Source organism: Vibrio qinghaiensis (assembly GCF_002257545.1).
Lineage (GTDB): Bacteria > Pseudomonadota > Gammaproteobacteria > Enterobacterales > Vibrionaceae > Vibrio > Vibrio ordalii.
Window position 1 is genome coordinate 1,981,187 of the sequence record NZ_CP022741.1, and the last position, 25,328, is coordinate 2,006,514.

27 protein-coding genes are annotated in these 25,328 nt (G+C 45.3%); 9 read left to right on the forward strand and 18 right to left on the reverse strand.

Translation table 11 applies throughout. The features are described 5' to 3' along the window. Position 1: 1 nt before the first annotated feature. The 3 genes from sdhA to sdhC are packed head-to-tail and all read right to left on the reverse strand — an operon-like array spanning position 2 to position 2,502. Complete coding sequence (gene sdhA, locus CCZ37_RS09080) at positions 2 to 1,768, reverse strand: succinate dehydrogenase flavoprotein subunit (protein ID WP_013856347.1); 1,767 nt, start codon at positions 1,766 to 1,768, stop codon at positions 2 to 4. Next, positions 1,769 to 2,116 (reverse strand): succinate dehydrogenase, hydrophobic membrane anchor protein, encoded by a 348-nt coding sequence (gene sdhD, locus CCZ37_RS09085; RefSeq protein ID WP_010318675.1) that lies wholly within the window; start codon positions 2,114 to 2,116, stop codon positions 1,769 to 1,771. Then, on the reverse strand, positions 2,110 to 2,502 hold the full coding sequence (gene sdhC / locus CCZ37_RS09090; RefSeq protein ID WP_010318676.1) for a succinate dehydrogenase cytochrome b556 subunit: 393 nt from the start codon (positions 2,500 to 2,502) through the stop codon (positions 2,110 to 2,112). Before sdhC ends, sdhD begins: the two co-directional genes overlap by 7 nt. A gap of 396 nt (positions 2,503 to 2,898) precedes the next feature. Here sdhC and CCZ37_RS09095 point away from each other — a divergent pair, with 396 nt between their 5' ends. Then, positions 2,899 to 4,188: a citrate synthase gene (locus CCZ37_RS09095; protein WP_094500353.1), complete on the forward strand. Its 1,290-nt coding sequence runs from the start codon at positions 2,899 to 2,901 to the stop codon at positions 4,186 to 4,188. An 85-nt stretch (positions 4,189 to 4,273) separates the two neighbouring features. On the opposite strand, the gene CCZ37_RS09100 is transcribed toward CCZ37_RS09095, so the two are convergent. Then, a complete protein-coding gene (locus tag CCZ37_RS09100; RefSeq protein ID WP_088729034.1) occupies positions 4,274 to 5,029 on the reverse strand; it encodes a Nif3-like dinuclear metal center hexameric protein in 756 nt (251 codons plus the stop codon). An 86-nt stretch (positions 5,030 to 5,115) separates the two neighbouring features. Between CCZ37_RS09100 and CCZ37_RS09105 the strand changes: the two genes are divergently transcribed. Then, positions 5,116 to 5,874 (forward strand): DUF1853 family protein, encoded by a 759-nt coding sequence (locus tag CCZ37_RS09105; protein ID WP_094500354.1) that lies wholly within the window; start codon positions 5,116 to 5,118, stop codon positions 5,872 to 5,874. Between the two features lie 194 nt (positions 5,875 to 6,068). Here the strand turns inward: CCZ37_RS09105 and pgm are convergent, their stop codons facing one another. Together pgm and seqA are read right to left on the reverse strand one after the other, a co-directional pair. Then, positions 6,069 to 7,715 carry a phosphoglucomutase (alpha-D-glucose-1,6-bisphosphate-dependent) gene (pgm, locus tag CCZ37_RS09110; RefSeq protein WP_088729036.1) on the reverse strand — a complete coding sequence of 549 codons (1,647 nt, stop codon included), beginning with the start codon at positions 7,713 to 7,715 and terminating at the stop codon, positions 6,069 to 6,071. A 110-nt stretch (positions 7,716 to 7,825) separates the two neighbouring features. Beyond that, positions 7,826 to 8,371 carry a replication initiation negative regulator SeqA gene (seqA, locus tag CCZ37_RS09115; protein WP_010318681.1) on the reverse strand — a complete coding sequence of 182 codons (546 nt, stop codon included), beginning with the start codon at positions 8,369 to 8,371 and terminating at the stop codon, positions 7,826 to 7,828. Between the two features lie 92 nt (positions 8,372 to 8,463). On the opposite strand from seqA, the gene CCZ37_RS09120 reads away from it, so the two are divergent. From CCZ37_RS09120 to fldA, 3 genes are all read left to right on the forward strand, one after another. Beyond that, positions 8,464 to 9,234 carry an alpha/beta fold hydrolase gene (locus tag CCZ37_RS09120; protein ID WP_010318682.1) on the forward strand — a complete coding sequence of 257 codons (771 nt, stop codon included), beginning with the start codon at positions 8,464 to 8,466 and terminating at the stop codon, positions 9,232 to 9,234. Between the two features lie 108 nt (positions 9,235 to 9,342). After that, positions 9,343 to 9,564, forward strand: coding sequence for a DUF2788 domain-containing protein (locus CCZ37_RS09125; protein ID WP_010318683.1), 222 nt, complete (start codon positions 9,343 to 9,345; stop codon positions 9,562 to 9,564). A gap of 48 nt (positions 9,565 to 9,612) precedes the next feature. Further along, a complete protein-coding gene (gene fldA / locus CCZ37_RS09130) occupies positions 9,613 to 10,146 on the forward strand; it encodes a flavodoxin FldA (RefSeq protein ID WP_094500355.1) in 534 nt (177 codons plus the stop codon). Positions 10,147 to 10,216: 70 nt separating this feature from the next. Here fldA and CCZ37_RS09135 read toward each other — a convergent pair whose 3' ends face one another. Next, entirely contained in the window at positions 10,217 to 10,918 is a 702-nt protein-coding gene (locus CCZ37_RS09135) for an LrgB family protein (protein WP_010318685.1), read from the reverse strand. After that, positions 10,915 to 11,361, reverse strand: coding sequence for a CidA/LrgA family protein (locus CCZ37_RS09140; protein WP_029626934.1), 447 nt, complete (start codon positions 11,359 to 11,361; stop codon positions 10,915 to 10,917). The genes CCZ37_RS09135 and CCZ37_RS09140 overlap by 4 nt, the downstream gene beginning before the upstream one ends. Positions 11,362 to 11,478: 117 nt before the next feature. On the opposite strand from CCZ37_RS09140, the gene CCZ37_RS09145 reads away from it, so the two are divergent. Then, a complete protein-coding gene (locus tag CCZ37_RS09145) occupies positions 11,479 to 12,363 on the forward strand; it encodes a LysR family transcriptional regulator (RefSeq protein WP_094500356.1) in 885 nt (294 codons plus the stop codon). Here CCZ37_RS09145 and CCZ37_RS09150 read toward each other — a convergent pair. Next, positions 12,360 to 12,878: a DUF4442 domain-containing protein gene (locus CCZ37_RS09150; protein WP_094500357.1), complete on the reverse strand. Its 519-nt coding sequence runs from the start codon at positions 12,876 to 12,878 to the stop codon at positions 12,360 to 12,362. The two genes, CCZ37_RS09145 and CCZ37_RS09150, sit on opposite strands and share 4 nt — an antisense overlap. A 214-nt stretch (positions 12,879 to 13,092) precedes the next feature. Between CCZ37_RS09150 and fcrX the strand changes: the two genes are divergently transcribed. After that, positions 13,093 to 13,542 carry a ferric iron uptake transcriptional regulator FcrX gene (fcrX, locus tag CCZ37_RS09155; protein ID WP_094500358.1) on the forward strand — a complete coding sequence of 150 codons (450 nt, stop codon included), beginning with the start codon at positions 13,093 to 13,095 and terminating at the stop codon, positions 13,540 to 13,542. 114 nt (positions 13,543 to 13,656) lie between these two features. Here fcrX and CCZ37_RS09160 read toward each other — a convergent pair whose 3' ends face one another. From CCZ37_RS09160 to fabB, 3 genes are all read right to left on the reverse strand, one after another. Further along, positions 13,657 to 14,670 (reverse strand): aspartate-semialdehyde dehydrogenase, encoded by a 1,014-nt coding sequence (locus CCZ37_RS09160; protein ID WP_094500359.1) that lies wholly within the window; start codon positions 14,668 to 14,670, stop codon positions 13,657 to 13,659. Further along, the gene (locus tag CCZ37_RS09165) at positions 14,654 to 15,799 is read right to left on the reverse strand and encodes a 4-phosphoerythronate dehydrogenase (RefSeq protein ID WP_094500360.1); all 1,146 of its coding nucleotides are present in this window, start codon (positions 15,797 to 15,799) and stop codon (positions 14,654 to 14,656) included. Before CCZ37_RS09165 ends, CCZ37_RS09160 begins: the two co-directional genes overlap by 17 nt. Before the next feature lie 226 nt (positions 15,800 to 16,025). Continuing rightward, positions 16,026 to 17,237, reverse strand: a complete 1,212-nt coding sequence (gene fabB / locus CCZ37_RS09170) for a beta-ketoacyl-ACP synthase I (RefSeq protein ID WP_094500361.1) — start codon at positions 17,235 to 17,237, stop codon at positions 16,026 to 16,028. A 127-nt stretch (positions 17,238 to 17,364) separates the two neighbouring features. Here fabB and mnmC point away from each other — a divergent pair, with 127 nt between their 5' ends. Then, a complete protein-coding gene (mnmC, locus tag CCZ37_RS09175) occupies positions 17,365 to 19,392 on the forward strand; it encodes a bifunctional tRNA (5-methylaminomethyl-2-thiouridine)(34)-methyltransferase MnmC2/FAD-dependent 5-carboxymethylaminomethyl-2-thiouridine(34) oxidoreductase MnmC1 (protein WP_094500362.1) in 2,028 nt (675 codons plus the stop codon). A gap of 113 nt (positions 19,393 to 19,505) precedes the next feature. Here mnmC and CCZ37_RS09180 read toward each other — a convergent pair whose 3' ends face one another. The 5 genes from CCZ37_RS09180 to prmB form a co-directional block, all read right to left on the reverse strand. Continuing rightward, positions 19,506 to 20,030, reverse strand: a complete 525-nt coding sequence (locus tag CCZ37_RS09180) for an NADPH-dependent FMN reductase (protein ID WP_094500363.1) — start codon at positions 20,028 to 20,030, stop codon at positions 19,506 to 19,508. A gap of 117 nt (positions 20,031 to 20,147) precedes the next feature. Further along, a complete protein-coding gene (locus CCZ37_RS09185) occupies positions 20,148 to 20,423 on the reverse strand; it encodes a YfcL family protein (protein ID WP_010318695.1) in 276 nt (91 codons plus the stop codon). A 32-nt stretch (positions 20,424 to 20,455) separates the two neighbouring features. Next, positions 20,456 to 20,986 (reverse strand): elongation factor P hydroxylase, encoded by a 531-nt coding sequence (locus CCZ37_RS09190; protein ID WP_010318696.1) that lies wholly within the window; start codon positions 20,984 to 20,986, stop codon positions 20,456 to 20,458. 353 nt (positions 20,987 to 21,339) lie between these two features. Beyond that, complete coding sequence (gene aroC / locus CCZ37_RS09195) at positions 21,340 to 22,425, reverse strand: chorismate synthase (RefSeq protein WP_094500364.1); 1,086 nt, start codon at positions 22,423 to 22,425, stop codon at positions 21,340 to 21,342. A gap of 184 nt (positions 22,426 to 22,609) precedes the next feature. Beyond that, entirely contained in the window at positions 22,610 to 23,542 is a 933-nt protein-coding gene (gene prmB / locus CCZ37_RS09200; protein ID WP_094500365.1) for a 50S ribosomal protein L3 N(5)-glutamine methyltransferase, read from the reverse strand. Positions 23,543 to 23,605: 63 nt separating this feature from the next. Here prmB and smrB point away from each other — a divergent pair, with 63 nt between their 5' ends. Further along, positions 23,606 to 24,136, forward strand: a complete 531-nt coding sequence (gene smrB, locus CCZ37_RS09205; protein ID WP_010318699.1) for an endonuclease SmrB — start codon at positions 23,606 to 23,608, stop codon at positions 24,134 to 24,136. 56 nt (positions 24,137 to 24,192) lie between these two features. Here the strand turns inward: smrB and flhB are convergent, their stop codons facing one another. After that, on the reverse strand, positions 24,193 to 25,323 hold the full coding sequence (gene flhB / locus CCZ37_RS09210; RefSeq protein ID WP_010318700.1) for a flagellar biosynthesis protein FlhB: 1,131 nt from the start codon (positions 25,321 to 25,323) through the stop codon (positions 24,193 to 24,195). Positions 25,324 to 25,328: the final 5 nt, after the last annotated feature.

The window sequence follows — 25,328 nt, forward strand, 5'->3', positions numbered from 1 at the left end:
CTTAGTATGTGCGCGCTTTAGGCGGAAACGCTTCACGATAAATTGGTTCCATATTTACGCTACGCTTCGACATGCTTTCAGTCTCAGGGTTGTAAATTGAATGGCATAACCAATTAGCATCATCGCGTTCAGGATAGTCAAAGCGAGCGTGGGCTCCACGGCTTTCGGTACGATAATTTGCAGCAACCGCGGTAGCAAATGCTGTTTCCATCAAGTTTTCCAGCTCTAAACACTCGATCCGTTGAGTGTTGAACTCGGTTGACTTGTCTGAAAGATGTGCGTTCTTCAAACGTTCACGAATCACTTTAAGCTCTTCAAGACCTTTAGCCATCGCTTCACCTTCACGGAACACCGAGAAGTTATTTTGCATACAACGTTGCAGATCTTTACGAATTTGCGCGGGATCTTCACCACCTGTACTGTTTTCCCAGCGGTTGTAACGTTCTAGGGATTTTTCAATGTCCGCTTCTGTGGCAGGTTTTGCGTCCGCTTGCTTTTTCAACGTTTCGCCCAAATGCAAGCCCGTTGCTCGGCCAAAGACCACTAAATCCAGTAGAGAGTTACCCCCCAAACGGTTCGCGCCATGCACCGATACTGATGCAATTTCACCACACGCAAACAAACCTTGAACTTCCACATCAGCGCCTTTAGCATCTTGCTTAATCGCCTGACCTGAAACTTGAGTCGGTACTCCTCCCATCATGTAGTGGCAGGTTGGGATCACTGGAATCGGTTCTTTAACTGGATCAACGTGAGCAAACGTACGTGACAACTCACATACGCCCGGCAGACGAGATTCCAGAGTTTCTTTGCCAAGGTGATCGAGTTTAAGCTTGATGTGCGGACCCCATGGACCATCGCAACCACGACCTTCACGGATCTCAATCATCATTGAGCGGGCTACTACATCGCGACCAGCCAAATCCTTCGCGTTTGGTGCATAACGTTCCATGAAACGTTCGCCATCTTTATTTAAAAGATAGCCACCTTCACCACGACACCCTTCCGTTACCAAAACGCCAGCACCAGCAATCCCTGTTGGGTGGAATTGCCACATTTCGATATCTTGCATCGGGACGCCAGCGCGGATAGCCATACCCACGCCATCACCCGTATTGATGTGCGCGTTGGTGGTTGAAGCATAGATACGGCCAGCTCCGCCAGTCGCTAACACTGTGGCTTTAGATTTGAAATAACAAACTTCGCCTGTTTCCATGCACAATGCGGTACAGCCAAGTACTGCACCCTCTTCATTTTTCACTAAATCAAGTGCGTACCACTCAGAGAAAATAGTGGTCTTATATTTAATGTTTTGTTGATACAAGGTATGAAGTAGTGCGTGACCAGTACGGTCAGCGGCAGCAGCGGTTCGAGCCGCTTGTTCACCGCCAAAATTTTTGGATTGCCCACCAAATGGGCGCTGATAAATGGTGCCATTGTCAAAACGAGAAAAAGGCAAACCCATTTTCTCTAGTTCAATCACCGACTCTGGGCCATTTTTACACATGTACTCGATAGCATCTTGGTCACCGATATAGTCAGAACCCTTTACCGTGTCATACATATGTTGTTCCCAATGGTCCTCATGCGCGTTGCCTAACGCAACGGTAATACCACCTTGAGCTGAAACCGTGTGAGAACGTGTTGGAAAAACTTTTGAGAGCAGAGCACAGGATAAACCTTGCTCTGAAATTTGCAGTGCTGCACGCATACCAGCACCACCAGCGCCGATCACTACGGCATCAAATTCACGAACTGGAATAGTCACTTACGCACCCCACAATACAAATAAGCCAGAGAAGAAGTATCCAAAAAGCACTGCGATAACGACCAATTGCAGGCCGCCACGCAATTTAGAACACTTAATATAATCCGTTAATACTTGCCATAAACCGATCCAACCATGGATAAGGACAGAGACTAACGCCAGCATTGTGAAGACTTTGGTAAAGGTTCCACCAAAAAACTGTGTCCATGAGACATAGGAGATATCACCAGAGAAAGCACAGAAGCTGACTAGGTAGATAGTATAAAGAGTCATAATGATCGCAGAAGCACGGATCAGCAGATAATCATGCACTCCGTTACGACCAAAAGAAGAAACATGTTTTACCATACCAATACTCCCGCTAAAACGGAAAGCACTGCTGTTGCGATGAAGGCGACTTTGGCACTCATAGCCCCTGACTCCAACTCTTCAAAGTGGCCCAGGTCCATCAGCAAATGACGTATACCACCTGCAATGTGGTAAGACAGTGCGGTTAAAATTCCCCATAAAATAAATTTTGCGAAAAAGCCATTCACAATGTTGCTGGCTTCCATAAAACCTACCGGAGAACTTAACGAGAGGGAGAGTAACCACAACAAAATTCCGACCGCAACGAACATCATCACCCCAGACACTCGGTGTAGGATGGATGCAATCGCACTGATCGGAAAGTGAATGGTCTGTAAATCTAAATTAACAGGTCTTGACTTTCTTTCTTTCACGGGCTTGCTCACTCAGCTCCATTGAGCATTTATAGTTATAAATGAATTTTGGTTGTAAAACCTACAAAAGCTAACATCATTTTAACATAAATGGCCCGTTCTGGCGCGGTTAAATGTAAAAAAAACGTTAACAAGAAAGGCAGAGTACAACAGTTAAATACAGTTTCTAGCCTTTTATTTATAAGGTGTTCACCAAAATTTTCAGTGCCACTATACGGCTCGCAACATTCTAATACAATTGATGTAACAATTTTTGCTACACAGAACAGATTTTTAACTTTATATGTATAAAAAATCAAAACAAGTGCACACATCAGACGAGAAAAATTGACTTTAATTAAGAACACACGTACAAAAATGTCACACAAACATCCTGGACGGATTAAATAATAAACAAAGGAGATTGTTATGGCAGATAAGAAAGCGACCCTTCATATCGAAGGGAAAGCGCCAATCGAACTGCCGATTATGGATGGGACTGTAGGCCCACAAGTAATCGACGTTCGTAAGCTAGGAGCCAACGGATATTTCACTTTTGACCCTGGTTTTCTTGCCACTGCATCTTGTGAATCTCAAATTACTTATATCGATGGCGAAAAAGGGGTGTTACTGCACCGCGGCTTCCCTATTGATCAATTAGCCAATAACGCTGATTACTTGGAAGTTTGTTATATTCTTCTTTACGGTGAAGCCCCTAATCGTAAGCAATATGAAGAGTTTAAACATACGGTGACGCGTCACACTATGGTCCACGAGCAAATTGCAAGTTTCTTCCACGGCTTCCGCCGTGATGCTCATCCAATGGCTGTAATGTGTGGTGTGGTTGGAGCGCTTGCCGCGTTCTACCATGATTCACTTGATATTAATAATGATATACACCGAGAAATAGCGGCTTATAGGCTACTCTCAAAAATGCCAACACTGGCTGCAATGTGCTACAAGTACTCTGTCGGCCAACCATTTATCTACCCACGTAATGACTTAAACTACGCTGAAAACTTTTTGCATATGATGTTTGCAACACCATGTGAAGAATATGAGGTTAATCCTGTAGTTGCTCGTGCGATGGATAAAATTTTCACTCTGCATGCTGATCATGAACAAAACGCATCAACCTCAACGGTTCGCCTTGCTGGTTCTTCTGGTGCTAACCCGTTTGCCTGTATTGCGGCTGGCATTGCCTCTTTGTGGGGGCCTGCTCATGGTGGGGCTAACGAAGCCTGTCTGCGTATGTTAGAGGAGATAGGCAACGTTGATAACATTCCTGAGTATGTGGTCAGAGCAAAAGATAAGGATGACCCATTCCGTTTAATGGGTTTTGGTCACCGTGTTTATAAAAACTACGATCCGCGAGCAACGGTAATGCGTGAAGCTTGCCATGATGTACTCAAAGAGCTCAATATTCAGGATCCATTGTTGGATGTCGCAATGGAACTTGAGCGCATTGCCCTTTCTGACGCATACTTTGTTGAGAAAAAACTCTACCCCAACGTAGATTTTTACTCAGGCATTATTCTAAAGGCGATCGGTATTCCAATCTCAATGTTTACCGTTATCTTTGCAATGTCTCGTACTATCGGCTGGATTGCTCACTGGAATGAAATGCACAGTGACCCAGACAATAAAATTGGTCGACCTCGTCAACTTTATACTGGCCAAAAAATGCGTGATTTCAAGCCATTACACGAACGTGCATAGTAATCAGTTATAACACTTCATTGAAAAGAGCGAGTTAACACTCGCTCTTTTTTTACTTGGTACCTTTACAAAAAGAAACAGCCCATTAGACAGGATTATCGATATCGATAAACTCGACCTCAAAATCATATTCGTTCGCTAACCATTCTCCGAGAGCTTTCACTCCATACCGTTCTGTTGCATGGTGGCCAGCTGCGAAGTAATGGACGTTTTGCTCTCTTGCTGAATAGGTAGTCCGCTCTGATATTTCACCAGAGATGAACGCATCTAATCCGTGCTGCGCCGCTAGATCGACGTAATCTTGCCCACCACCAGTACACCAACCCACCGTTTTGATGATTCTGTTTGAGTTCGGTGCTACGTGCAGTGGCCGTCGTTGTAAAGCTTGTTCGATTCGTTGACTGAGTTCATCGGCTGTCAACGCTTGTTCAAAATGGCCATACATGGCGACCGACTGCGGGTGCCCTTCTAATCCACCATCAACATGAATCCCCAATAAATCAGCTAGCAATTTGTTATTACCTAATTCTGGATGGATGTCTAACGGCAAATGATACGCGTATAAGTTGATATCGCTTTGTATCAAAGATCGGATCCGTTGCCCTTTCATTCCACGGATGGACTCAGGCTCACTTTTCCAGAAATAACCATGGTGTACCAGCAAAGCATCAGCATTATGCTCAATCGCTTGTTCGATCAAAGCTTGAGAGGCTGTCACCCCTGTAACAATTTTTTTGATTTCAGTACGGCCTTCCACTTGCAATCCATTAGGGCAATAGTCTTTAATCAATTGAGGATTAAGCTTTTGATTGAGCAGAGCTTCAAGTTTTAAATTATCCATCTTTCATTCCAAAATTGAGTTTTATCATTAGCGTGGTTATAACAATTTCAGGCTAGAATGTCGAAAAATAAGGACGAGAACAATTAATGGCAATGGACCTCAACACACTGGCACACTGGGTGTCGACAACCCCTACTCTTTTCCAAGGAGAGGGTGTGGTCGCGGCGCGTACTCCTTTTTTACCCAATGTTCCGATATTGAAAGAAGAATATAGAGGGAACCCTAGGTTAGGCTTTCTCTACCAGCATTTATGTTCTTTATTGTTTACGCTAAACCCCACTTATTCCGCCGTTTCTGAAGAAATTCAATTGAACGAAGCAGGAAGTACACTAGGTTCGTTAGATTTTGTCATCAAAAATAAACGCAGTCAGCGTTATGAACATTGGGAAGTGGCGGTCAAGTTTTACCTGCTGCATCAAGGTCTGTGGTATGGTCCTAATGCTCAAGATCGATTAGATCTCAAACTTGAACATATGCTAAACCATCAATTGCCCCTTTCTCAATCAGCCCAATTTAGCGACACTTACCCACTATGGCGTGATATCAGCCGCCATTTGCTGATGCAAGGGCGCTTATATGTAAACCCTTTTCACGATGAGCCTGTTCCTAGTGAATGCCTAGGTTATCAACTCAATCCGTCACAAATTACTGGTTTTTGGTGTTATCAAAGCCAGTCTCATCAAATAGATGAAACCTTATTCTTACTGGAAAAGCCTCAATGGATCAGTGGGAAAAACGAACACTCCGCACGTTATATGGCAAGTAAAAAGCCCGAGTTTGTACATTGCCAAAGTGACAGCGGAAAGTTCTGGTTCATCGTTCCCGACAGTTGGCCTCAGCTTTAACCAAAATAATAGACAACTATACCCAAACAACTTGGAGTTGCAGGTAGGCGGCAAGTGAGTGAGTCCCCATGAGCATAGGTAAACTATGTGATTGGGGTGAACGAACGTAGCCAACACCGCTGCAGCTTCAAGTAGGAAGGGGATAGATATAAAATAGGCGGCCTCTGGCCGCCTATTGGAATTGATAAGTTTGCTTACAAACCAGCGTCGGCAAAGACTTGATTAACAATCTGTTGCGCTTCCGCTTCGATTTGCTTGAGGTGTTCATCGCCCTTAAAACTTTCACAATAGATCTTATAAATATCTTCTGTGCCTGATGGACGAGCAGCAAACCAGCCATAATCAGTGGTCACTTTTAATCCACCGATGGCTGCGCCATTGCCGGGAGCGTGCGTCAAGCGGGCTGTGATCTCATCTCCCGCTAATGTTTGCGCAGAGACCATCTCTGGTGATAATTTGCTCAGCACTGCTTTTTGCGGGCCATTTGCGACAGCTTGAATACGACTATATTTAGACTCTCCATGTTTCGCGGCCAGATCTTCATAATATTGCTGCGGATTTTTACCTGTGACAGCAGTGATTTCCGCCGCCAGTAAGCAAAGGATAATACCGTCTTTATCCGTTGACCAAGGCGTTCCGTCTTTACGCAGGAATGACGCACCTGCGCTCTCTTCACCACCAAAACCGAAGTGACCACTGTATAAGCCATCAACAAACCACTTAAAGCCGACAGGTACTTCGCACAGCTCACGGCCAAGATCGGCAACCACACGGTCAATCAATGCACTTGATACTAACGTTTTACCAACAGCGACTTCTTTACGCCATTGCTTGCGGTGACGGTATAAATAATCGATGCATACGGCTAAGAAATGGTTCGGGTTCATCAAACCTTTCGGAGTGACAATGCCGTGGCGGTCGTAGTCAGGGTCATTACCAAACGCGAGATCATACTGATCTTTTAACGCTAATAACCCCGCCATCGCGTAAGGCGAAGAGCAGTCCATACGCACTACGCCATCTTTATCGAGTGACATAAATTGGAATGTAGGATCCACCGCTTCGCTCACCAGTGTTAAATCAAGCTGATACGCTTTGCCAATTTGGCGCCAATAGTCAATACCACTGCCACCGAGCGGATCAACACCCAGTTTTAGATTGGCTTTTTGGATGGCCTCCATATCAATCACATTCACTAAGTCATCAATATAAGGTTTCACAAGATCAACTTGTTTAAACAGTGGCGATTGCTTTGCCGACATAATAGGCAGACGCTTCACCCCTTGCATGCCTTCTGCAATGATCTCATTGGCCCGGTTCTCAATCGCTTGGGTGATTTCCCCTTCAGCGGGGCCGCCATGGGTAGGATTGTATTTAATACCGCCATCTTGTGGTGGATTATGAGAAGGTGTGATCACAATGCCATCAGCTTTTTGCGCGTGCTTCAAGTTATGAGTCAAGATTGCGTGTGAAATACCCGGAGTTGGCGTATAGCCATTATCCTGTTGAACGATCACTTCAATTCCATTAGCGATCAGCACTTCAAGTACGCTAGAAAAAGCAGGCTCAGAGAGTGCGTGCGTGTCTTTTCCGACAAAAATCGGCCCAGTGGTTCCTTGCTGAGCGCGCACTTCTGCTACCGCTTGAGCAATAGCAAGAATGTGATTTTCGTTAAATGTCGATTTATCCGCGCAACCACGATGCCCCGAAGTACCAAATTGCACTTTATGGTCTGGGTTAGCCGCATCAGGTTGAAGTAAAAAGTAGTTTGCAACGAGCGCAGGGATATTATGTAAGTCTTCCTGCCGTGCTTTTTGTCCGGCGCGTGGGTGCATAGCCATTTTTGACATCCTTTCTTAAAATAACAATGAAATAAAAAGCCTCATCATACGGATTTAGTGGTCCGCAGTATGAGGCTTGAATCAGATTTTTATCTATGAATGGGCACAAATCAGATTGAGTGCGTCACTTTCTCAATAATATCACTCGGGAAATTCATCAATACCATCAGCTGCTCGATCATCTGTTGTTTGCGGCTAGTATTATTATTAGTAATGACCCAAAATGGTGTGTTTGGAATCGCTCTTGGCTTGGTTGTCTGCCCACTAGCAAGCAAGGTTTGCTCGTTGTCAGCAAAATACACACGCTTACGTCCTTTCACTAAGGTCGCTTCAGCAAAACTTACTGGATCGATACGGTATAAGGTTGAAAGCACTAACATAAAACGATCAATTGCTTTTTTCAAAGCCGCAAACTCATCAGAAATGAGCAAAGAACGCATCTCTTTTACGCTATCAATCTGTATCTCTTGTACGGCATCTTTACTCACAACAATGCCCTTGGGCTCGGTACTTACTTGCGTCACGACCGCTGCTGCAGACACTTTACCGTCAACATTGAGCAAACGGCGTAAAATATCCGACGCGCTTTCTCCAATATGTTGGGTTTGGCTGGCAATATAACGGTATAGATCCTCATCAACCTCAATTGTTTTCATTCGCTTTTCACAATCTCAATGTTTAAACTCTGAGGGATTATAGCGAGATCTTCACTGATACTCTACGTTAAACCAATCACTAATAAGATAAAATGTCAGCACTTCTTAATTACAAACTCGAAGGTGAAGGTCACACCGTTGTTTTGATCCATGGTTTATTCGGCAATTTAGACAACCTAGGTTTGCTAGCAAGAGACCTAAAAGCCGATCACCAAGTATTGAGTATTGACTTGCGTAATCACGGTCAATCATTTCACAGTGAGGAACATGATTACGCGAGCATGGCATTCGATGTTGCGAGTTTACTCGAAGAGTTAGCTTGTGATTCAGTCACGCTGATTGGCCATTCAATGGGCGGTAAAGTTGCCATGAAGCTGACTGACATCGCCTCATCCAAAGTCGCCAAACTGGTGGTTTTAGATATGGCACCCGTCAGCTATCAGCATCGGAAACATGATAACGTACTGGCGGGGCTCAACGCGGTTATTGCGCAGCAGCCTACCTCGCGAACAAAGGTCATGGCCATTTTAGCGCAACATATTGAGCTAGAAGGCGTACGACAATTTCTCAGTAAATCATTATTTAAACGAGAAGATGGTGTAATGAGCTGGCGTTTTAATGTTCCCGCTATTGAAAAAAATTATTGGAATATTTTAGGCTGGGAGCCAATTCCTTGCAGCTCTATTCCAACCTTATTGGTTAAAGGCAGCGACTCTGACTATCTACTACCGGAACACCAAGAAATGATCCAGCAGCAGTTTAGCCAAGCGAAAGCGCACGTCATCGCCAACACAGGGCACTGGCTACATGCAGAAAAGCCCGTTGAAGTTTTACGAGCGATCAGAAAGTTCATTGGCAGCTAGCCGCTTTACTGTGAAACAACAAGTGTGAAATAGGTACCAATGCGCGCATTAACTTTGACGAATAACAGTGTTATAGTGCGCTCAAGCAAATTGGCATAAAGGATACCCATGCTGTACGACTACATGAACATGCTTGAGTCAATTGGACTCGATCTTCTTTTTGCGTCTATATTTTTCCTTATCGGTATGGCAATAAAAGATGTCCTTAAGCAAGGTAATGTACCGCCATTTGGGCGCCGTATTGTATGGCTAGTTCTGTTTTTAGGTTGTGCTGGCTTTATCCTTAAAGGACTTATCCAACTCAGTTGGGAAGGCACCGGACTGGGGTAAAGAACACGCTCATCCGCCAGAAAATGACAAATTAAAGGTAATGATTCTATGGCAAGTGTAGGCCTCTTCTTTGGTAGCGATACCGGTAATACTGAAGCCGTTGCGAAAATGATTCAAAAGCAACTGGGTAAGCAGCTCGTTCACGTTCAAGATATTGCGAAAAGCAGCAAAGAAGACATTGATAATTTTGACTTATTGTTACTGGGTATCCCTACTTGGTACTACGGCGAAGCACAATGTGATTGGGATGATTTTTTCCCAGAATTAGAAGCAATCGACTTCTCGACTAAATTGGTCGCTATTTTCGGTTGCGGCGATCAAGAAGACTACGCTGAATACTTCTGTGACGCGATGGGTACAGTGCGTGACATTATCGAAAGCAAAGGCGCAACGATTATTGGCCACTGGCCAACTGAAGGTTATGAATTCGAAGCCTCTAAAGCCTTGGTTGCAGGTGACAATAGCCACTTTATTGGTTTATGCATCGATGAAGATCGTCAACCAGAGCTGACTGAACAGCGCGTCAGCGCATGGGTTAAGCAGATTTATGAAGAGATGTGTTTAGCCGAACTTGAAGGCTAATCTCTTAAACATAAAAAATCCCCTTGCGAGGGGATTTTTTATTGACCCATATACAACAACACTCTTTTCTTTACCAAAGTAGACGGCCGATAAATGGAGCAAGCAACACAGTGACCATGCCCGCAATCATCATTACCACACTCGACACGACCCCTTCAGCATTGCCAATTTGATACGCTTTTGCCGTTCCTGCACCGTGCGCGGAAGCACCAAGACTGGCTCCTTTACCAAGCCCAGAGCGAATGGATAATAACGCTAACACCACTTCACCTACCGCCATGCCTATCACCCCAGTAAGTACCACAAACAGAGCGGTCAGATCACTTTGCCCACCAATTGACTTCGTCGCCTCAACAGCAAAAGGCGTGGTAATCGAGCGCATCGCTAAACTGCGCTGAAGCATATCGGGTAATTCAAACCAACGAGCCAATAAAACCGTGCTTCCGACAGCCACCACAACCGATACGATCACTCCAATAGACAGAGAGAGCCAGTGGCGCTTGATCAACCATCGGTTGTCATAGACCGGAATAGCAAAAGCCACTGTCGCCGGACCAAGTAGCCACAATAACCAATGAGATTCTGCCATATAGGTTTGGTAAGGGATGTGAAAGATCATCACAACAGCCACTAACAATATGGGGGCCAATAGCAGCGGCATCAAAAAAATAGAACGTTTACGTTGATAAAGGCACTTGCTGCCATAGTAAAAAGCCAAGGTTAACAGCAAGCAAAATACACCAAGCAGCGTTGAGGTAAGTAGTGAGCTCATGATGAACGCTCCGCTTTAGTTAGGCGTATTGCCCGGTTGCTTTTTCTACGCGCTAATATCAGCTCTAAACGATACATTTTATCAACGGTCCAAGCAGTAATAGCAATGACCATGATGGTACTGATGACAAGTACCGCCATAATTCGTAATCCTTGCTGTTGCATTAACTCTTGATAGTTAACGACTGCAATGACCGCTGGTACAAAGAACAACAGCATTTCCGCCAATAACCAAGTTGCTCCCTTGCGCAGCCAATCAACTTTTACAATCCGTACAGCCACTAAAGCTAACAGCAATAGCATGCCCGTTAAATTTGCGGGTAAAGGAATATGAAAAGTGCTGACTAGAAAATCCGCCAAAAACCAGATCATTGATAGCGCAACAACTTGTACCACTGTTTGCAGATTGTTTTTTACCCTTTGGCTGTTTCTTATTCTTTGCATGATGAGACCAATGCCGTTTTGTGAAATTAGTCACATTGTATTAAGCGATAAAACCATCGTAAAATGACTTTTTATTATCATCTTCATGCCAAAATGGAATGATATAAAGGAGATATTATGGACATTAAAGCACTGCGCTATTTTGTTGAGTTGGTCAATCAACAAAGCTTTACCCGCGCATCCGAGCAACTGTTCGTTACCCAGCCCACCATCAGTAAAATGATCCGCAGTTTAGAGCAGGAAATTGAACAGCCACTATTACATCGTGAAGGTCGACGTTTCTGGCTTACCGATGCAGGAGAGGTTGTCTATCAAAGAGCGCTAGAGATCTTAGCGCAGATGTCTCAGTTAGAAGCCGAACTGGTCGATCTCAATCAGGTAAAGCGTGGACAACTGCATCTCGGTATTCCACCGATGGTTGGACACCTTTATGCAGGTCTGATCCGCCAATACCGTCAAACCTACCCTCATGTAGAGCTCAACATCGTAGAGTATGGCGGACGTAAAATAGAGCAAGCCATCCTCAATGGCGAAATTGACGTAGCCGTAACTATGCTTTCACCTCATCCGATTGATAATCTGCGGTCACTCTCCCTAGACAGTTACCCCATTTGCGCCGTACTCCCCGATTCATCCCCTTGGAAGCAGCAAGAAGCTATCGGTTGGGAGCAACTACAAAATGAGCCATTTTACCTCTATACCCATGATTTTACGCTGAGTGACTACATCCACTCATTCTGCCTACAACACGGATTTACACCACAAGTTGCAGCGCGCAGTAGCCAGTGGGATTTTTTAGTCGCGTTGGTCAAAAGTGGCGTAGGTGTTGCCTTTCTACCCGAACCACTTTGTCGACGAATTCAAGGAGAAGGCGTCTTAGTCAAACCGATGACACCCAGTATTGATTGGCACTTAGGATTAATATGGCACGCGGAACGGTACGTTTCTCGTACTGCCGAAGCTTGGATTGAACTGTGCAAAATGCAGAAACAGCAACCTTAGCGGTCACAAAAAGTTACCATTTTGTCTACATCACTCTCTTCTCGATATTTAGGTTTTTTACGCACATACAATTTACGTTGCACTTCAGAGACCACTTCGCCTTTGGCATCCTTAACATGGATAACAAATTCCGGAAAGCATTTATCCCCATTAGCCGTGCTTACCAAGATTGAATCCAGTTGGTCTTGCGTTATCAGAAACTCAGCATACAAATCAGAATGGCCCGGTTTGATAAAGTTGATGCTGGCCTCTTTGTCCCATACATAATATTGCTCACCCAAAATCCCCATTAACATCAAAGAGTAAACAGGGTCGGTGAGAGAAAAAATGCTGCCACCATACTGAGTGCGATTGGCATTTTTGTTCCACCACCGCAGCTTTAGGCGCATTTTTACCTGACGAAAGTCACTACTGATTTCATCAATGTGTATACCTGCCCCCCAAAAAGGGGGCCAACTGTTTAACGCCCACTTAACAATATTTGGCTTATAAAATCTTGCTAAAGAGTGATTCATTCCGTGCTCACCTTTTAAACCTATCGACTCAATCACTAATAAATGTTACACGATTGTAACTGGTAAGAGCTGTTATATCAGTGATATTGCGCGGCTTTGTGACAAATATAAAGTAACCCTTTGAACTTCGTGGTTTATTGTTAGCAGTGACTCCCCTATAATGATCGCAATTATGAATTCTGTTAACTGCTGCAGATCATCAACAGGAAAGTGTATGTCAGATAATAACCAAGCGCTCAAGGATGCAGGTCTTAAAGTTACCCTTCCTAGGCTAAAAATTTTAGAAGTGCTACAGCAGCCTGAATGCCAACATATCAGCGCTGAAGAGCTGTATAAGAAATTGATTGATCTTGGTGAAGAAATCGGTCTTGCGACTGTTTATCGAGTATTAAACCAATTTGATGATGCGGGTATTGTCACTCGTCACCATTTTGAAGGTGGAAAATCCGTTTTTGAACTTTCAACACAACACCACCACGACCACTTAGTGTGCTTAGATTGTGGTGAAGTGATTGAGTTTTCAGATGAGGTGATCGAACAACGCCAAAGAGAGATTGCCGAGCAATATAATGTACAGCTCACCAATCACAGCCTTTATCTATATGGTAAATGTGCCGACGGCAGTTGCAAGCAGAACCCTAACGCGCACAAGTCAAAAAAATAGCCATCATTCTCAGCCTTGAGCTGGACGATAATAAAAAAGCCGGGTGAATCAATCACTCGGCTTTTTTGTGTAGAGAGAAAGGGTGGTAAGCCACTCCTTTTTACTAGGTATGAATTAGAAATAATCTCGAATCAACACTTCCGCAATTTGTACCGCATTTGTTGCAGCGCCTTTTCTCACGTTATCTGCCACTACCCACATATTAATGCCACTGTGGTGACTGATATCGTTGCGAATGCGCCCAACAAGAACGGTATCCTTTCCTCCCGCATCGCGAACTTGCGTTGGGAAATCATTCCCGAGGAAGACTTCAATACCTTCCGTTTTCTCTAATAATTCAATAACTTGCTCAGCATCAATCGGTAAGCGTGTTTCAATATGCAGTGACTCTGCATGGCCGTAAAAAACAGGCACACGTACACAAGTTGGATTGACCATAATGGTTGAGTCATTGAATATTTTTTGCGTTTCCCACACCATTTTCATCTCTTCTTTGGTGTAACCATTGTCCATAAACTGGTCGATTTGTGGGATGCAGTTAAACGCAATTTGCTGGCTAAAAACATCAGGATCGGCCGAAACACCGTTTAACAGCCTTGCGGTTTGTCCCGCCAACTCATCAATGCCTGACTTCCCGGCTCCTGAAACGGACTGATAAGTTGACACGTTAATTCGCTCGATACCCACAGCGTCGTGAATCGGCTTTAACGCCACCAACATTTGAATGGTTGAGCAGTTTGGGTTCGCAATAATATTGCGGTTACGGAAATCCGCAATCGCTTCAGGGTTCACTTCAGGCACAACAAGTGGGATATCATACTCATAGCGGAAATGTGAGGTGTTATCGATGACTACCACGCCTTCTTCTGTGGCAATAGGTGCCCATTTTGCGGACAATTCACCACCAGCGGAAAACAGTGCAATCTGAACTTGTGACCAATCGAAATCTTCAACATTTTGTACTTGTATAGTCTTACCATTGAAGCGGTAGAATTTACCTTCACTACGCTCGCTAGCAAGTAGGTAAAGTTCACCAACGGGGAATTTGCGATCTTTGAGCACTTCAAGCATGGTTTCACCAACCGCGCCGCTTGCTCCTAAAATAGCGATATTAAATTCTTGGCTCATTTGTTACCTCTGTTTTAAAACCTAATTTAGCTAAGAGAGTGAGATCACACGACTCACTACCGACGACAGTCATCGCGCTATATTCTCTTCTATCCCAATAAAGTTTACGCATTTGATCAAAAGCACCTGATTTGCCTATTTCACGGCGAAATAAGGCGTCATCTTTGCGTACGTCATAAATCAATTGGGTTAAACTGTGTAATGTTTCCTCATCCCAACCGCGTGATAGATGCACTTGGGCAATGGGAGCCTCGGGTAATAAGTTGCTGGCATTCGCGCAATGGTCATCACCAAGATACTCACAAAAACTATTGAAAATCATGGTCGTGCCTCGGGCTTTACCTTCTAACCCATAGCCAGCCACATGCGGCGTCGCAAACGCGAGCAAAGGCAGCAGTTCCATATCCACTTCAGGTTCAAATTCAAACACGTCTAAAGCGGCAATAAAACCATCATTCTTCTGTAGGCGTTGTTTCAGCGCTTGGTTATCCACCACAGGGCCACGAGCCGCGTTAATCAAGATCTGATCACTGCGCAACTGGGCAAGTCGAACTTCATCAATCAAGTGATGAGTCGGCCATTCACCACTTTTAGTAATGGGTGTATGCAGCGTAATGACATCCGCTTTATCAAGTAAAACATCAAGATGAGTAAACTCGCGGCAATCACCTTGTGCTTGTTTTGGGGGATCGTTGAGCAGCACATTGATGCCAATCCCCGCCAAACACTCGGCTAAATAGCTGCCGACTTGACCAGCACCAATGATGCCAACGGTTTTCTCTAAGGCAGAAAAACCATGCTGCTGTGCTAGCACCATCAATACACTGAAAACATACTCAGCCACTCCCACCTTATTACACCCAGGTGCGGCAGTAAAAAAGATGCCTCTTTCAGCCAAAAGCGCTTGATCAACGTGGTCCATGCCTGCCGTCGCCGTACCAACAAACTTTAATTTATTGGCTTTCGCTAATAGTGCTTGATTTACTTTCGTAACAGAACGAATCATCAAGGCGTCAACGTCGATAAGATCATCAGCCGTTAAGCTTCTACCGGGTTTCAACACCACCTCACCAAGCTGGCTAAATAACGCTTCAGCATAAGGCATGTTTTCATCAATAAGGATTTTCATAGCGGAGTTCACAATTTTCGAAATTGAAGGAATTGTGCAGAAAAGCGCACAGACTGTCGAGAAGAAATCCCGCTTTCCATAAAAATGCCCGGCTCCTCACGGAAACCGGGCAAAAACCCAGAACAAAAGGATCCCGTCCCGCTCTCCATGGGACAGAGTCTGCGTCTGTTCGATCAGCTAAGCTGACCCGCTCTGGAAACCTTTTTATAAGAGGTGTGTAGGCTCATTAGCCTTGATACTTTTTGATCACTAGCGTCGCGTTGGTACCGCCAAAACCAAAGCTGTTAGACATCACAGTGGTTAGCTCTTGCTCGCGCATTTCGGTCACAATATCAAGGCCATCAGCCGCTGGATCTAAATTGTCAATGTTGATGCTTGGCGCGATAAAGCCGTGGTGAAGCATCAAGGTAGAGTAGATGGCTTCATGCACACCTGCCGCACCCAATGCGTGGCCAGTCATTGCTTTTGTTGCCGAGATAGCCGGGCTGTTGCCAGCGAACACTTCTTGAATGGCGCCCAGCTCTTTTACATCACCGACAGGTGTGGAAGTACCATGTGTATTGACATAATCCACACTATCTACCGCTTGCATTGCCATCTTCATGCAACGCACAGCACCTTCACCTGATGGAGCCACCATGTCGTAGCCATCGGATGTCGCACCGTAACCGACGATTTCACCGTAAATTTTTGCGCCGCGAGCCAGTGCATGCTCAAGCTCTTCAACCACAACCATACCGCCGCCGCCTGAAATCACGAAACCATCGCGGTCAGCATCATAAGTACGTGACGCTTTTTCTGGTGTTTCGTTGTACTTGGTTGACAACGCACCCATCGCATCAAACATCATGGTTAAGGTCCAATCGAGCTCTTCACCACCACCTGCAAACACAACATCTTGCTTACCCAATTGGATAAGTTCCATTGCGTGACCAATACAGTGAGCCGACGTCGCACAAGCGGAGCTCATGGTGTAGTTGACGCCACGGATTTTAAATGGCGTAGCAAGACAGGCTGAAACAGTCGAAGACATAGTGCGTGGAACCATATAAGGGCCAACGCGCTTTACGCCTTTCTCACGTAGCGTATCCACAGCAATTGCTTGGTTGTAAGACGACGCCCCACCAGAGCCCGCTACGATGCCAGTACGGTCATTAGAGACCTGCTCGGGAGCTAAGCCTGAGTCAGCAATCGCTTGTTCCATTGATAGGTATGCAAACGCGGCCGCATCACCCATAAAACGCATCTGTTTGCGATCAATATGGTCGGCAGGGGTCATTTTCAGGCTACCCCACACTTGAGAGCGTAAACCGTTCTCTTTGAACTGCTCAGAAGCGGTAATACCTGATTTGCCTGCTTTTAGAGACGCTAAAACTTCTTCGACGTTGTTACCGATACTTGAAACAATACCCATACCGGTGATTACGACTCGTTTCATGTGACATTCCTATAATTCAAAATTCGCTTAGATAATAACTAAGAAGAATAACAAAAGTGGTCAGCTTTCCCAGAAATTCGTACAATCTCGAGCTATATATCGCCCGATTTCACAGAATTACACCATTATGACCAGCATAACCAACGCAACACTGGGTTGGAATGAAGCGGGCACACCCGTTTCCGACCAATTCGATGACGTTTACTTTTCCAACGTTAACGGCCTAGAAGAGACGCGTTACGTGTTTCTTTCCCAAAATCATATACCACAAAGATGGCACCAATATGACCAAAAACGGTTTGTGATTGCCGAAACGGGGTTTGGCACTGGGTTAAACTTTCTCGCTGTATGGCAAGAATTTGATGCGTTTAGGCAACACAACCCAAATGCGCCATTGCAAGCGCTGCATTTTATCAGTTTTGAAAAATATCCGCTCAATAAACACGACTTGATAGCCGCGCACCAAGCGTGGCCTGAATTAGCGACTTATGCGAAAAAGCTTCAACAACACTACCCGATTGCAGTACCAGAATGTCATCGCATTGTTCTTGATAATGGCGCCATTACCCTTGATCTTTGGTTCGGTGATATCAAAGAGTGTATGCCGCAAGTTCCCACGACTGAGCAAGGCGTGGTAGACGCATGGTTTTTGGATGGTTTTGCTCCTAGTAAAAACCCTGAAATGTGGAATCAAACGCTGTTTGAGAATATGGCCAAACTGGCGAAACACAAAGCCACGTGCGCCACTTTTACCGCCGCAGGTTTTGTACGACGCGGATTGATAGAAGCAGGCTTTTCGATGAAAAAAGTGAAAGGCTTTGGCACCAAAAGAGAGATGATTGCTGGTCAACTGGAACACAAAACACCGTACAGCAATATAAAACCTTGGTTTGCGATTGCGCCGACGACCAATGTTACCGACGTGGCGATCATCGGCGGCGGCATTGCTAGTGCCACATTAGCTAAAATGCTCAATCGCCGCGGTATCAATGTCAGCCTGTATTGCGCCGATCCTCAGGCCGCTCAAGGTGCTTCAGGTAACCGACAAGGTGCGGTTTACCCACTGCTGAATAAAGACCACAGTGGTGTATCGCGTGTTTTTGCGCCCGCTTTTCTGTTTGCTCGGCAATTTGTTGAGCAAATGGCACAAACCGTCCCTTTTGATCATGATTGGTGTGGTGTGACCCAATTGATGTGGGATGAAAAATCGACCCAAAAACAGATGGCGATGCTTGAAGGGAAATTTAACCCTCAGCTAATGCACTACTGCGATCAACAAGCAACGTTACAAAACGTCGGCTTACCGACTGATATGGCCAGCTTACATTACCCACTAGGAGGGTGGCTTTGCCCTGCTCAACTGACACAAAGCCTGTTTGATCAATTAAGCCAAAGTGAGCGATTCAACGCCTATTTTAATCACAAGGTGGAGTCTTTGCGCTGGGATGAAATACAGCGGCAGTGGACATTAAGTGTTAATGGTAGCGAAAAGTACCATCAGTGTGTGGTCATTGCAAACGGTCATCAATTTGACCATTTCGAGCAAACACAAGCGTTGCCACTTGGCAAAGTGAAAGGACAAGTGAGCCATATTCCAACCACAGAAACATTGCAAAAGCTGAGCAGCGTGTTGTGTTATGACGGCTATATGACGCCGCACAACCCCAACACTCAACAGCACTGCATTGGCGCAAGTTATGACCGAAGTCAAATCAACCAAGCATTCGATGCGGCGGCGCAGCAAGAGAATGGACAACGATTAACCCGTTGTATTAACGAACAAAACTGGACACAGCAAGTCGATACATCTAGCAATCAATCTCGCCAAGGCGTTCGCTGCGTCAGCCGCGATCATTTGCCGTTTGTCGGGAATGTGGGCAACTTTGAACAGATCAAGCTCGACTATCAGCCGTTACCGTCCCAAGATCCGCAACAGACTCCATCTGTGGCTCACTATCCTCATTTGTACTGCATGCTCGGGCTAGGATCGCGAGGGCTAAGTTCTGCGCCATTAATGGCTGAGTTGCTGGCTTCACAAATGAGTGGCGATCCGCTACCGCTTGCTGTTGATGTTCTCGAAACGCTTCATCCAAGTCGAATGTGGGTGAGAAAACTCAAAAAAGGCAAAGCCATCACCGAACGTACTCCTCGATAAAACCCGTCATAGAAAAAAGCCTTACTTATCCAGCAAGGCTTTTTAATGCTCACTTTTTCACGCGAAAAGGCGTAAAACTTAACGTGAGACAAACTTAAAACGAGACAAGAAAGCTATACGAGCTTCGCAACCGCGTCTTTCAATTGTGCCGCCACTTCTGGGTTAGTCACTTGACCCGTAGCCAAGTCAAAATTGTCATAAAAACTCGGTACCGAGACAGACGCTTTTACATTACCACCAAAATAAGGAGCGGAATTATTTGCCGCCGCCAAAACCGATTGCGCGCCACCAGGACCAGGAGAGCTGGCTAGGTAAACAGCAGGTTTGCCTTTGAATAGTTCACGCTCAATGCGTGTTGCCCAGTCAAATAAATTTTTGTACGCCGCTGGGTAGTGACCATTATGCTCAGCAAAAGAGATAACAAACGCATCTGCTTGAGCAAGGTCACGCAGAAAAGCTTGAGCGCCTTCGGCTTGACCAAGCTCTTTTTCAAGATCTTCGCTAAACATAGGAACGGTATAGTTGTTGATATCAAGCACCACCACATCGGCACCGTCAATAAGGTGAGCAGTGTAAGTGGCCAATGCTTTATTGATTGAAGTTGAGCTGTTTGATGCTCCAAATGCGATGACTTTCATGGTGTTGCCCTTGTGTGTTCGAATATGGCTTAAGCATAGCGATCGCACAAATTAACAACAACCATAAAAATTTTACGGACTCATTCAAAGAATTCGAATGAGTTTAATACTTGTACCTTAAGCTTGGTTGTAAACTTGGTTGTGAAGTTCTGTCCATAAATCGAACACAATCACGCGGTCTGCAGGCGTCAGCTCTGTGCGCGCTTGCTCTAAGCTTTGCTCAATACGTGCTTTGAACAAAGATAGATCATCAATTCCTTCATCTTCACACGCGGCCGCAGACAAAGAAATATGACCTCGCAAATAACCACCCGCAAACAATTCGTCGTCCGATGCCGTCGCAATACGTGCATCTATCATTTCCAGCAGTTTTTCTTCAAATCCAATAATCATACAACTCTCATTTTCTCTTATTATTTAGCCAGTTACCTGATAACAAAGTGCTCTAGCCTTAATTCTGTCGTACTATAAAAAGCACGCAATGCATCTGACAGCATCTTTACTCGGGGTGGAAGGCCTCCCTGTAAAATAGAGACTACCTCACGATGTACCTGAGTCATAAAGGCGATGCGGTCTGGTTCAAAATCGCCGTGTAGGTTGTCACAACTCACAGTAAAAGGAAAGCCAGCACTGACCGATAAAATCCACTCATACGCTTGAGGGCGGATCTCGACTTTTTCGAATTCGGCTTGGACTTGCGCGGTTCGCCCGTCTGGTTGATACCAATAGCCAAAATCTTCCATCAATCGTCGTTCAGGGCCGGCGACGCACCAATGCGCGATTTCGTGCAGTGCCGAGGCAAAGAAGCCTCGTGCGAAAATGATGCGGTGATGATTGATTTGCGCATCAGCAGGCAAGTAAATCGGCTCATCACCACCGAGCTCTAAACGCGTATTGAATGGCTCAAAAAAAGTGTCATTGAACAGGGAGATCAAGTCTTGGTATTGATGTGTCATCACTCAGTCATGCAGGCAAAAATTTCTCAACGCATTCTCTTATTTTTCTGTAGTCAGGTAAAGCCATTCAATCACCCCACTTCATTAGTTTTATTAATCGGTCAAACGGTTTCTTGGCATAAAATCTCATTCGCCATCGCCTGACTTTACTACTACACTTGCGCCTCCATTTTTAAGTTCAACCGCTTTCTCGGTGCTTAGATACCCAAATAAGTGTTATCGGAGTACCGCATTATGTTGCTCAGTGATTTATAAGCGATGAATGGTGTATTAAGTGCTGGTCTTTAGAAAATAGCTAAACAAAAGCGCCCTTACAAAAAGGGCGCTTTTCATTTTAATTCGGTTATGCTGGATTAGATTTTAGGCGTTTCGGTTTGAACCGCAAAATTCTGCCCGCGATGACGAAGTAAGTGGTCCATCAACACAATCGCCAGCATTGCTTCGGCGATGGGCACGGCGCGAATACCAACGCAAGGATCATGGCGACCTTTCGTGATAAGTTGTGTGGGTTCCCCCGTGCGAGTAATGGTATCGCCAGGCACTGTAATACTTGACGTGGGTTTAAGCGCAATACTGGCAACAATATCTTGCCCAGTCGAAATACCACCTAAAATACCGCCGGCATGATTTGAGCGAAAGCCGTTCGGTGTTAGAGGATCACGATGCTGGCTGCCTTTTTGCTGCACGACATCAAAACCGTCCCCAATCTCTACTCCTTTGACCGCATTGATGCTCATCAAAGCGTGCGCAATATCCGCATCTAAACGATCAAAGACTGGCTCACCTAAACCAACAGGGACATTTGTCGCCACGACTTGAATCTTCGCGCCGATCGAATCACCTTCTTTTTTCAAATCACGGATCAACTGGTCGAATGCCGCCACTTTATCTGCATCTGGGCAGAAAAAGGCGTTATTCTCAATTTCGTTCCAATCAACTTTATCGATACAAACGTCACCCATTTGTGACAAGTAAGCGCGAATTTCAACCCCAAATTCTTGTTTGAGATATTTCTTCGCAATGGCTCCCGCTGCCACTCGCATCGCTGTCTCACGTGCTGATGAACGGCCACCACCACGATAGTCGCGAATGCCATATTTTTGATGGTAGGTATAATCGGCATGACCGGGGCGAAACTTGTCTTTAATGTCTGAATAATCGGTTGAGCGTTGGTCGGTATTTTCAATTAATAGACCAATCGATGTACCTGTGGTTTTCCCCTCAAATACACCAGAAAGAATTTTGACTTCATCCGCTTCACGACGCTGCGTTGTATAGCGAGATGTGCCAGGACGGCGACGATCTAGGTCTATCTGTAAGTCAGCTTCTGTAATTTCTAAGCCCGGAGGGCATCCGTCGACGATACATCCTAGTGCGATACCGTGACTTTCTCCGAATGTCATCACCCGAAAATGTTGTCCGATACTGTTTCCTGCCATTACTTCCTCAATATTGATGACACAGAGCGACATGCTCCCTATCACCGATTCATTCTATTGTTCGTGGATTCATAGTGGCTTTATTACGAAATGATGTAAAGCCCCAAAATAAAGCAATGTGTATTTTTCTAATGGATAAAAAAACGCCAGCGCTGGGGCTGGCGTTTTTATTGTGCGTACGGCATTAGTCGATATAAAGCGCAAAGTCGCTAGCGCAATCAACCAACTGCTGGCGAGTCAGCATGAATACGCCATGCCCACCATTTTCAAACTCAAGCCAAGTAAACGGAAGGTGGTCGTATTGGTTCATCATATGCACCATCGAATTGCCCACTTCACAGATCAAAATACCGTTATCGGTGAGATAATCTGCCGCATTGGCCAAAATACGACGCACCAATTTCAAACCATCGGTACCGGCGGCTAAGCCGAGCTCTGGTTCGTGTTTGAACTCTTTGGGCAAACTATTCATATCTTCTTGATCCACATACGGTGGATTCGACACGATTAGGTCATATTTCTCTTTTGGCAAATCACGGAACAGATCGGAACGGATCGGGAAAACTTGTTGCTCCATACCGTGGTCTTGAATATTTTGCTCTGCCACTTGCAGTGCGTCGGTTGAGATATCAATCGCATCCACTTCAGCATCAGGGAACGCGTGGGCGCACGCAATGGCGATGCAACCGCTGCCAGTACACAAATCCATAATGCGTACAGGCTCGTCGATCAACCAAGGTTGGAACTGCGCTTCAATCAATTCGCCAATCGGTGAACGTGGCACCAGCACTCGCTCATCCACATAAAACTCAAGGCCACAGAACCAGGCTTTATTGGTTAAATAGGCGATAGGAGTACGTTCATTAATGCGCTTAATCACCCGTTCAACAATACGCAGACGTTCACTGCCTGTTAAACGAGAATTCAGTACATGCGGAGGAACATCAATCGGAAGATAGAGTGTCGGTAGGATTAGCTGAACGGCTTCATCCCACGCATTATCGGTCCCATGACCATAAAATAAGTTGGCGGCATTAAAACGGCTGACCGTCCAACGAATCATATCTTGAAGCGTGTGAAGTTCAGAAACCGCCTCTTCTACAAAAATCTTATCCAAAATTGCCTCCGAAAAGCGCTACAATACTGCAAATATCGATCTGTTAGAAAATGACCAAACCCAATGAGCCAAAAAGAGACCGAACACGATAACGCTTTCGACTTGTTTCGGGATGCAGTAAAGGGCGTTAAAAAGTTGCGACAGGATACCATAATCCAGCCGCCAAACAGAAACCCCAAACAAAAAGAAATCCGCCGCATTGCGCGGGAAGCCAGCGACACTGAATTTTATTTTTCCGATGAGTTTATACCAAAACTCAGCGATGAAGGCCCAACGCGCTATGCTCGTGATGATGTGTCGAAATATGAAGTCAAACGGTTAAGACGTGGCGTCTATGTGCCGGATGTATTTTTAGATATGCACGGCATGACACAGCAAGAAGCGAAACGAGAGCTCGGGGCGATGGTGGCTTATTGTGTGAAAGAAAATATTCACTGCGCTTGTGTCCAGCATGGGATTGGTAAACACATTCTCAAACAAAAAGTTCCTCTCTGGCTCGCTCAACACCCTGATGTGATGGCGTTTCATCAAGCCCCTCTTGAATTTGGCGGGCATGGCGCGGTGCTGGTGCTGCTTTCAATTCCTGATAAGTGATTTAAACTGACGCTAACTTCAGCATCGACGCTTTTGCTCCAGTATAACGATGAGGATTAATGTCGTAAATCCGGTGGGATCGGCATGTTATTCTCATCGAGTTTGGGTCTTTGGCCACCGCGTTTACGATACTGCTTAAGCTGAAAGACATAAGCAAGTACCTGCGCGACCGCCACGAAAAGCCCGTCGGGGATCTCCTGCTCAAGATCGGTTGTGTGATAAAGCGCTCGAGCCAAAGGCGGCGCGGGAATGATGTGTATATCATGCGCACGTGCTACTTCACGAATTTTCATCGCCATGTGATCGACGCCTTTAGCCACCACAATCGGTGCTTTATCCGTATTTTGTTTATAGCGCAGCGCAACAGAGAAGTGTTCTGGGTTGGTGATGATTACATCCGCTTGTGGCACTTCCGCCATCATCCGCCGCTGAGCCGCTTCACGCTGCAACATCCGAATTCGGCCTTTAACCTCCGGTTTTCCTTCCGTATCTTTGTATTCGTCTTTTACTTCTTGCTTGGTCATTTTTAGTTGGTCAGCGTGCTGCCAAATCTGAAAAGGAATATCGATGGCCACTACGACCAGTAAAGAACAACTGATCAGCAACACGAAGTTGAGCAAGATATCGAGCGCATGGAAAATGTTTTGTGGGTAGACATCTAGACTCAATTGGAAGAGATCTTCTTTTGATGCATTGATCAGATAAAAAGCAACGCCAGAAACAAGCAGTACTTTCAAAATGGACTTAAACAACTCAACCCAGCTTTGTAAACCGAACATACGTTTTAAACCACTGAGCGGGTTCATTTTGGAGGCTTTCGGCATCGCAGCCTCCACAGAGAAATTAATCCCCCCTACACCGGCGGCTCCAATTAATGCAGCGATAAATAGAGTTAACAAAATAAGAACTAAGGGCAATATCAACACCACCAACGAACCTGCGGCAATATCAAACAGCTTACCAAGATCAAACACTTCTTCTCGGCTTAAGGTAAAGGTTCGCCCCATCCCAATATATAAAGCTCGTGCTAATGCATCCCCAAACCACATTAATGCAATTGCGCCAATCACTAATACCGAAACAGAAGCCAATTCTTTTGAACGAGCAACCTGACCTTTTTTTCTCGCCTCATCCAACCGCTTGGGCGTGGCGTCTTCGGTACGTTCTTGACCGTCTGACTCTGCCAAACGCG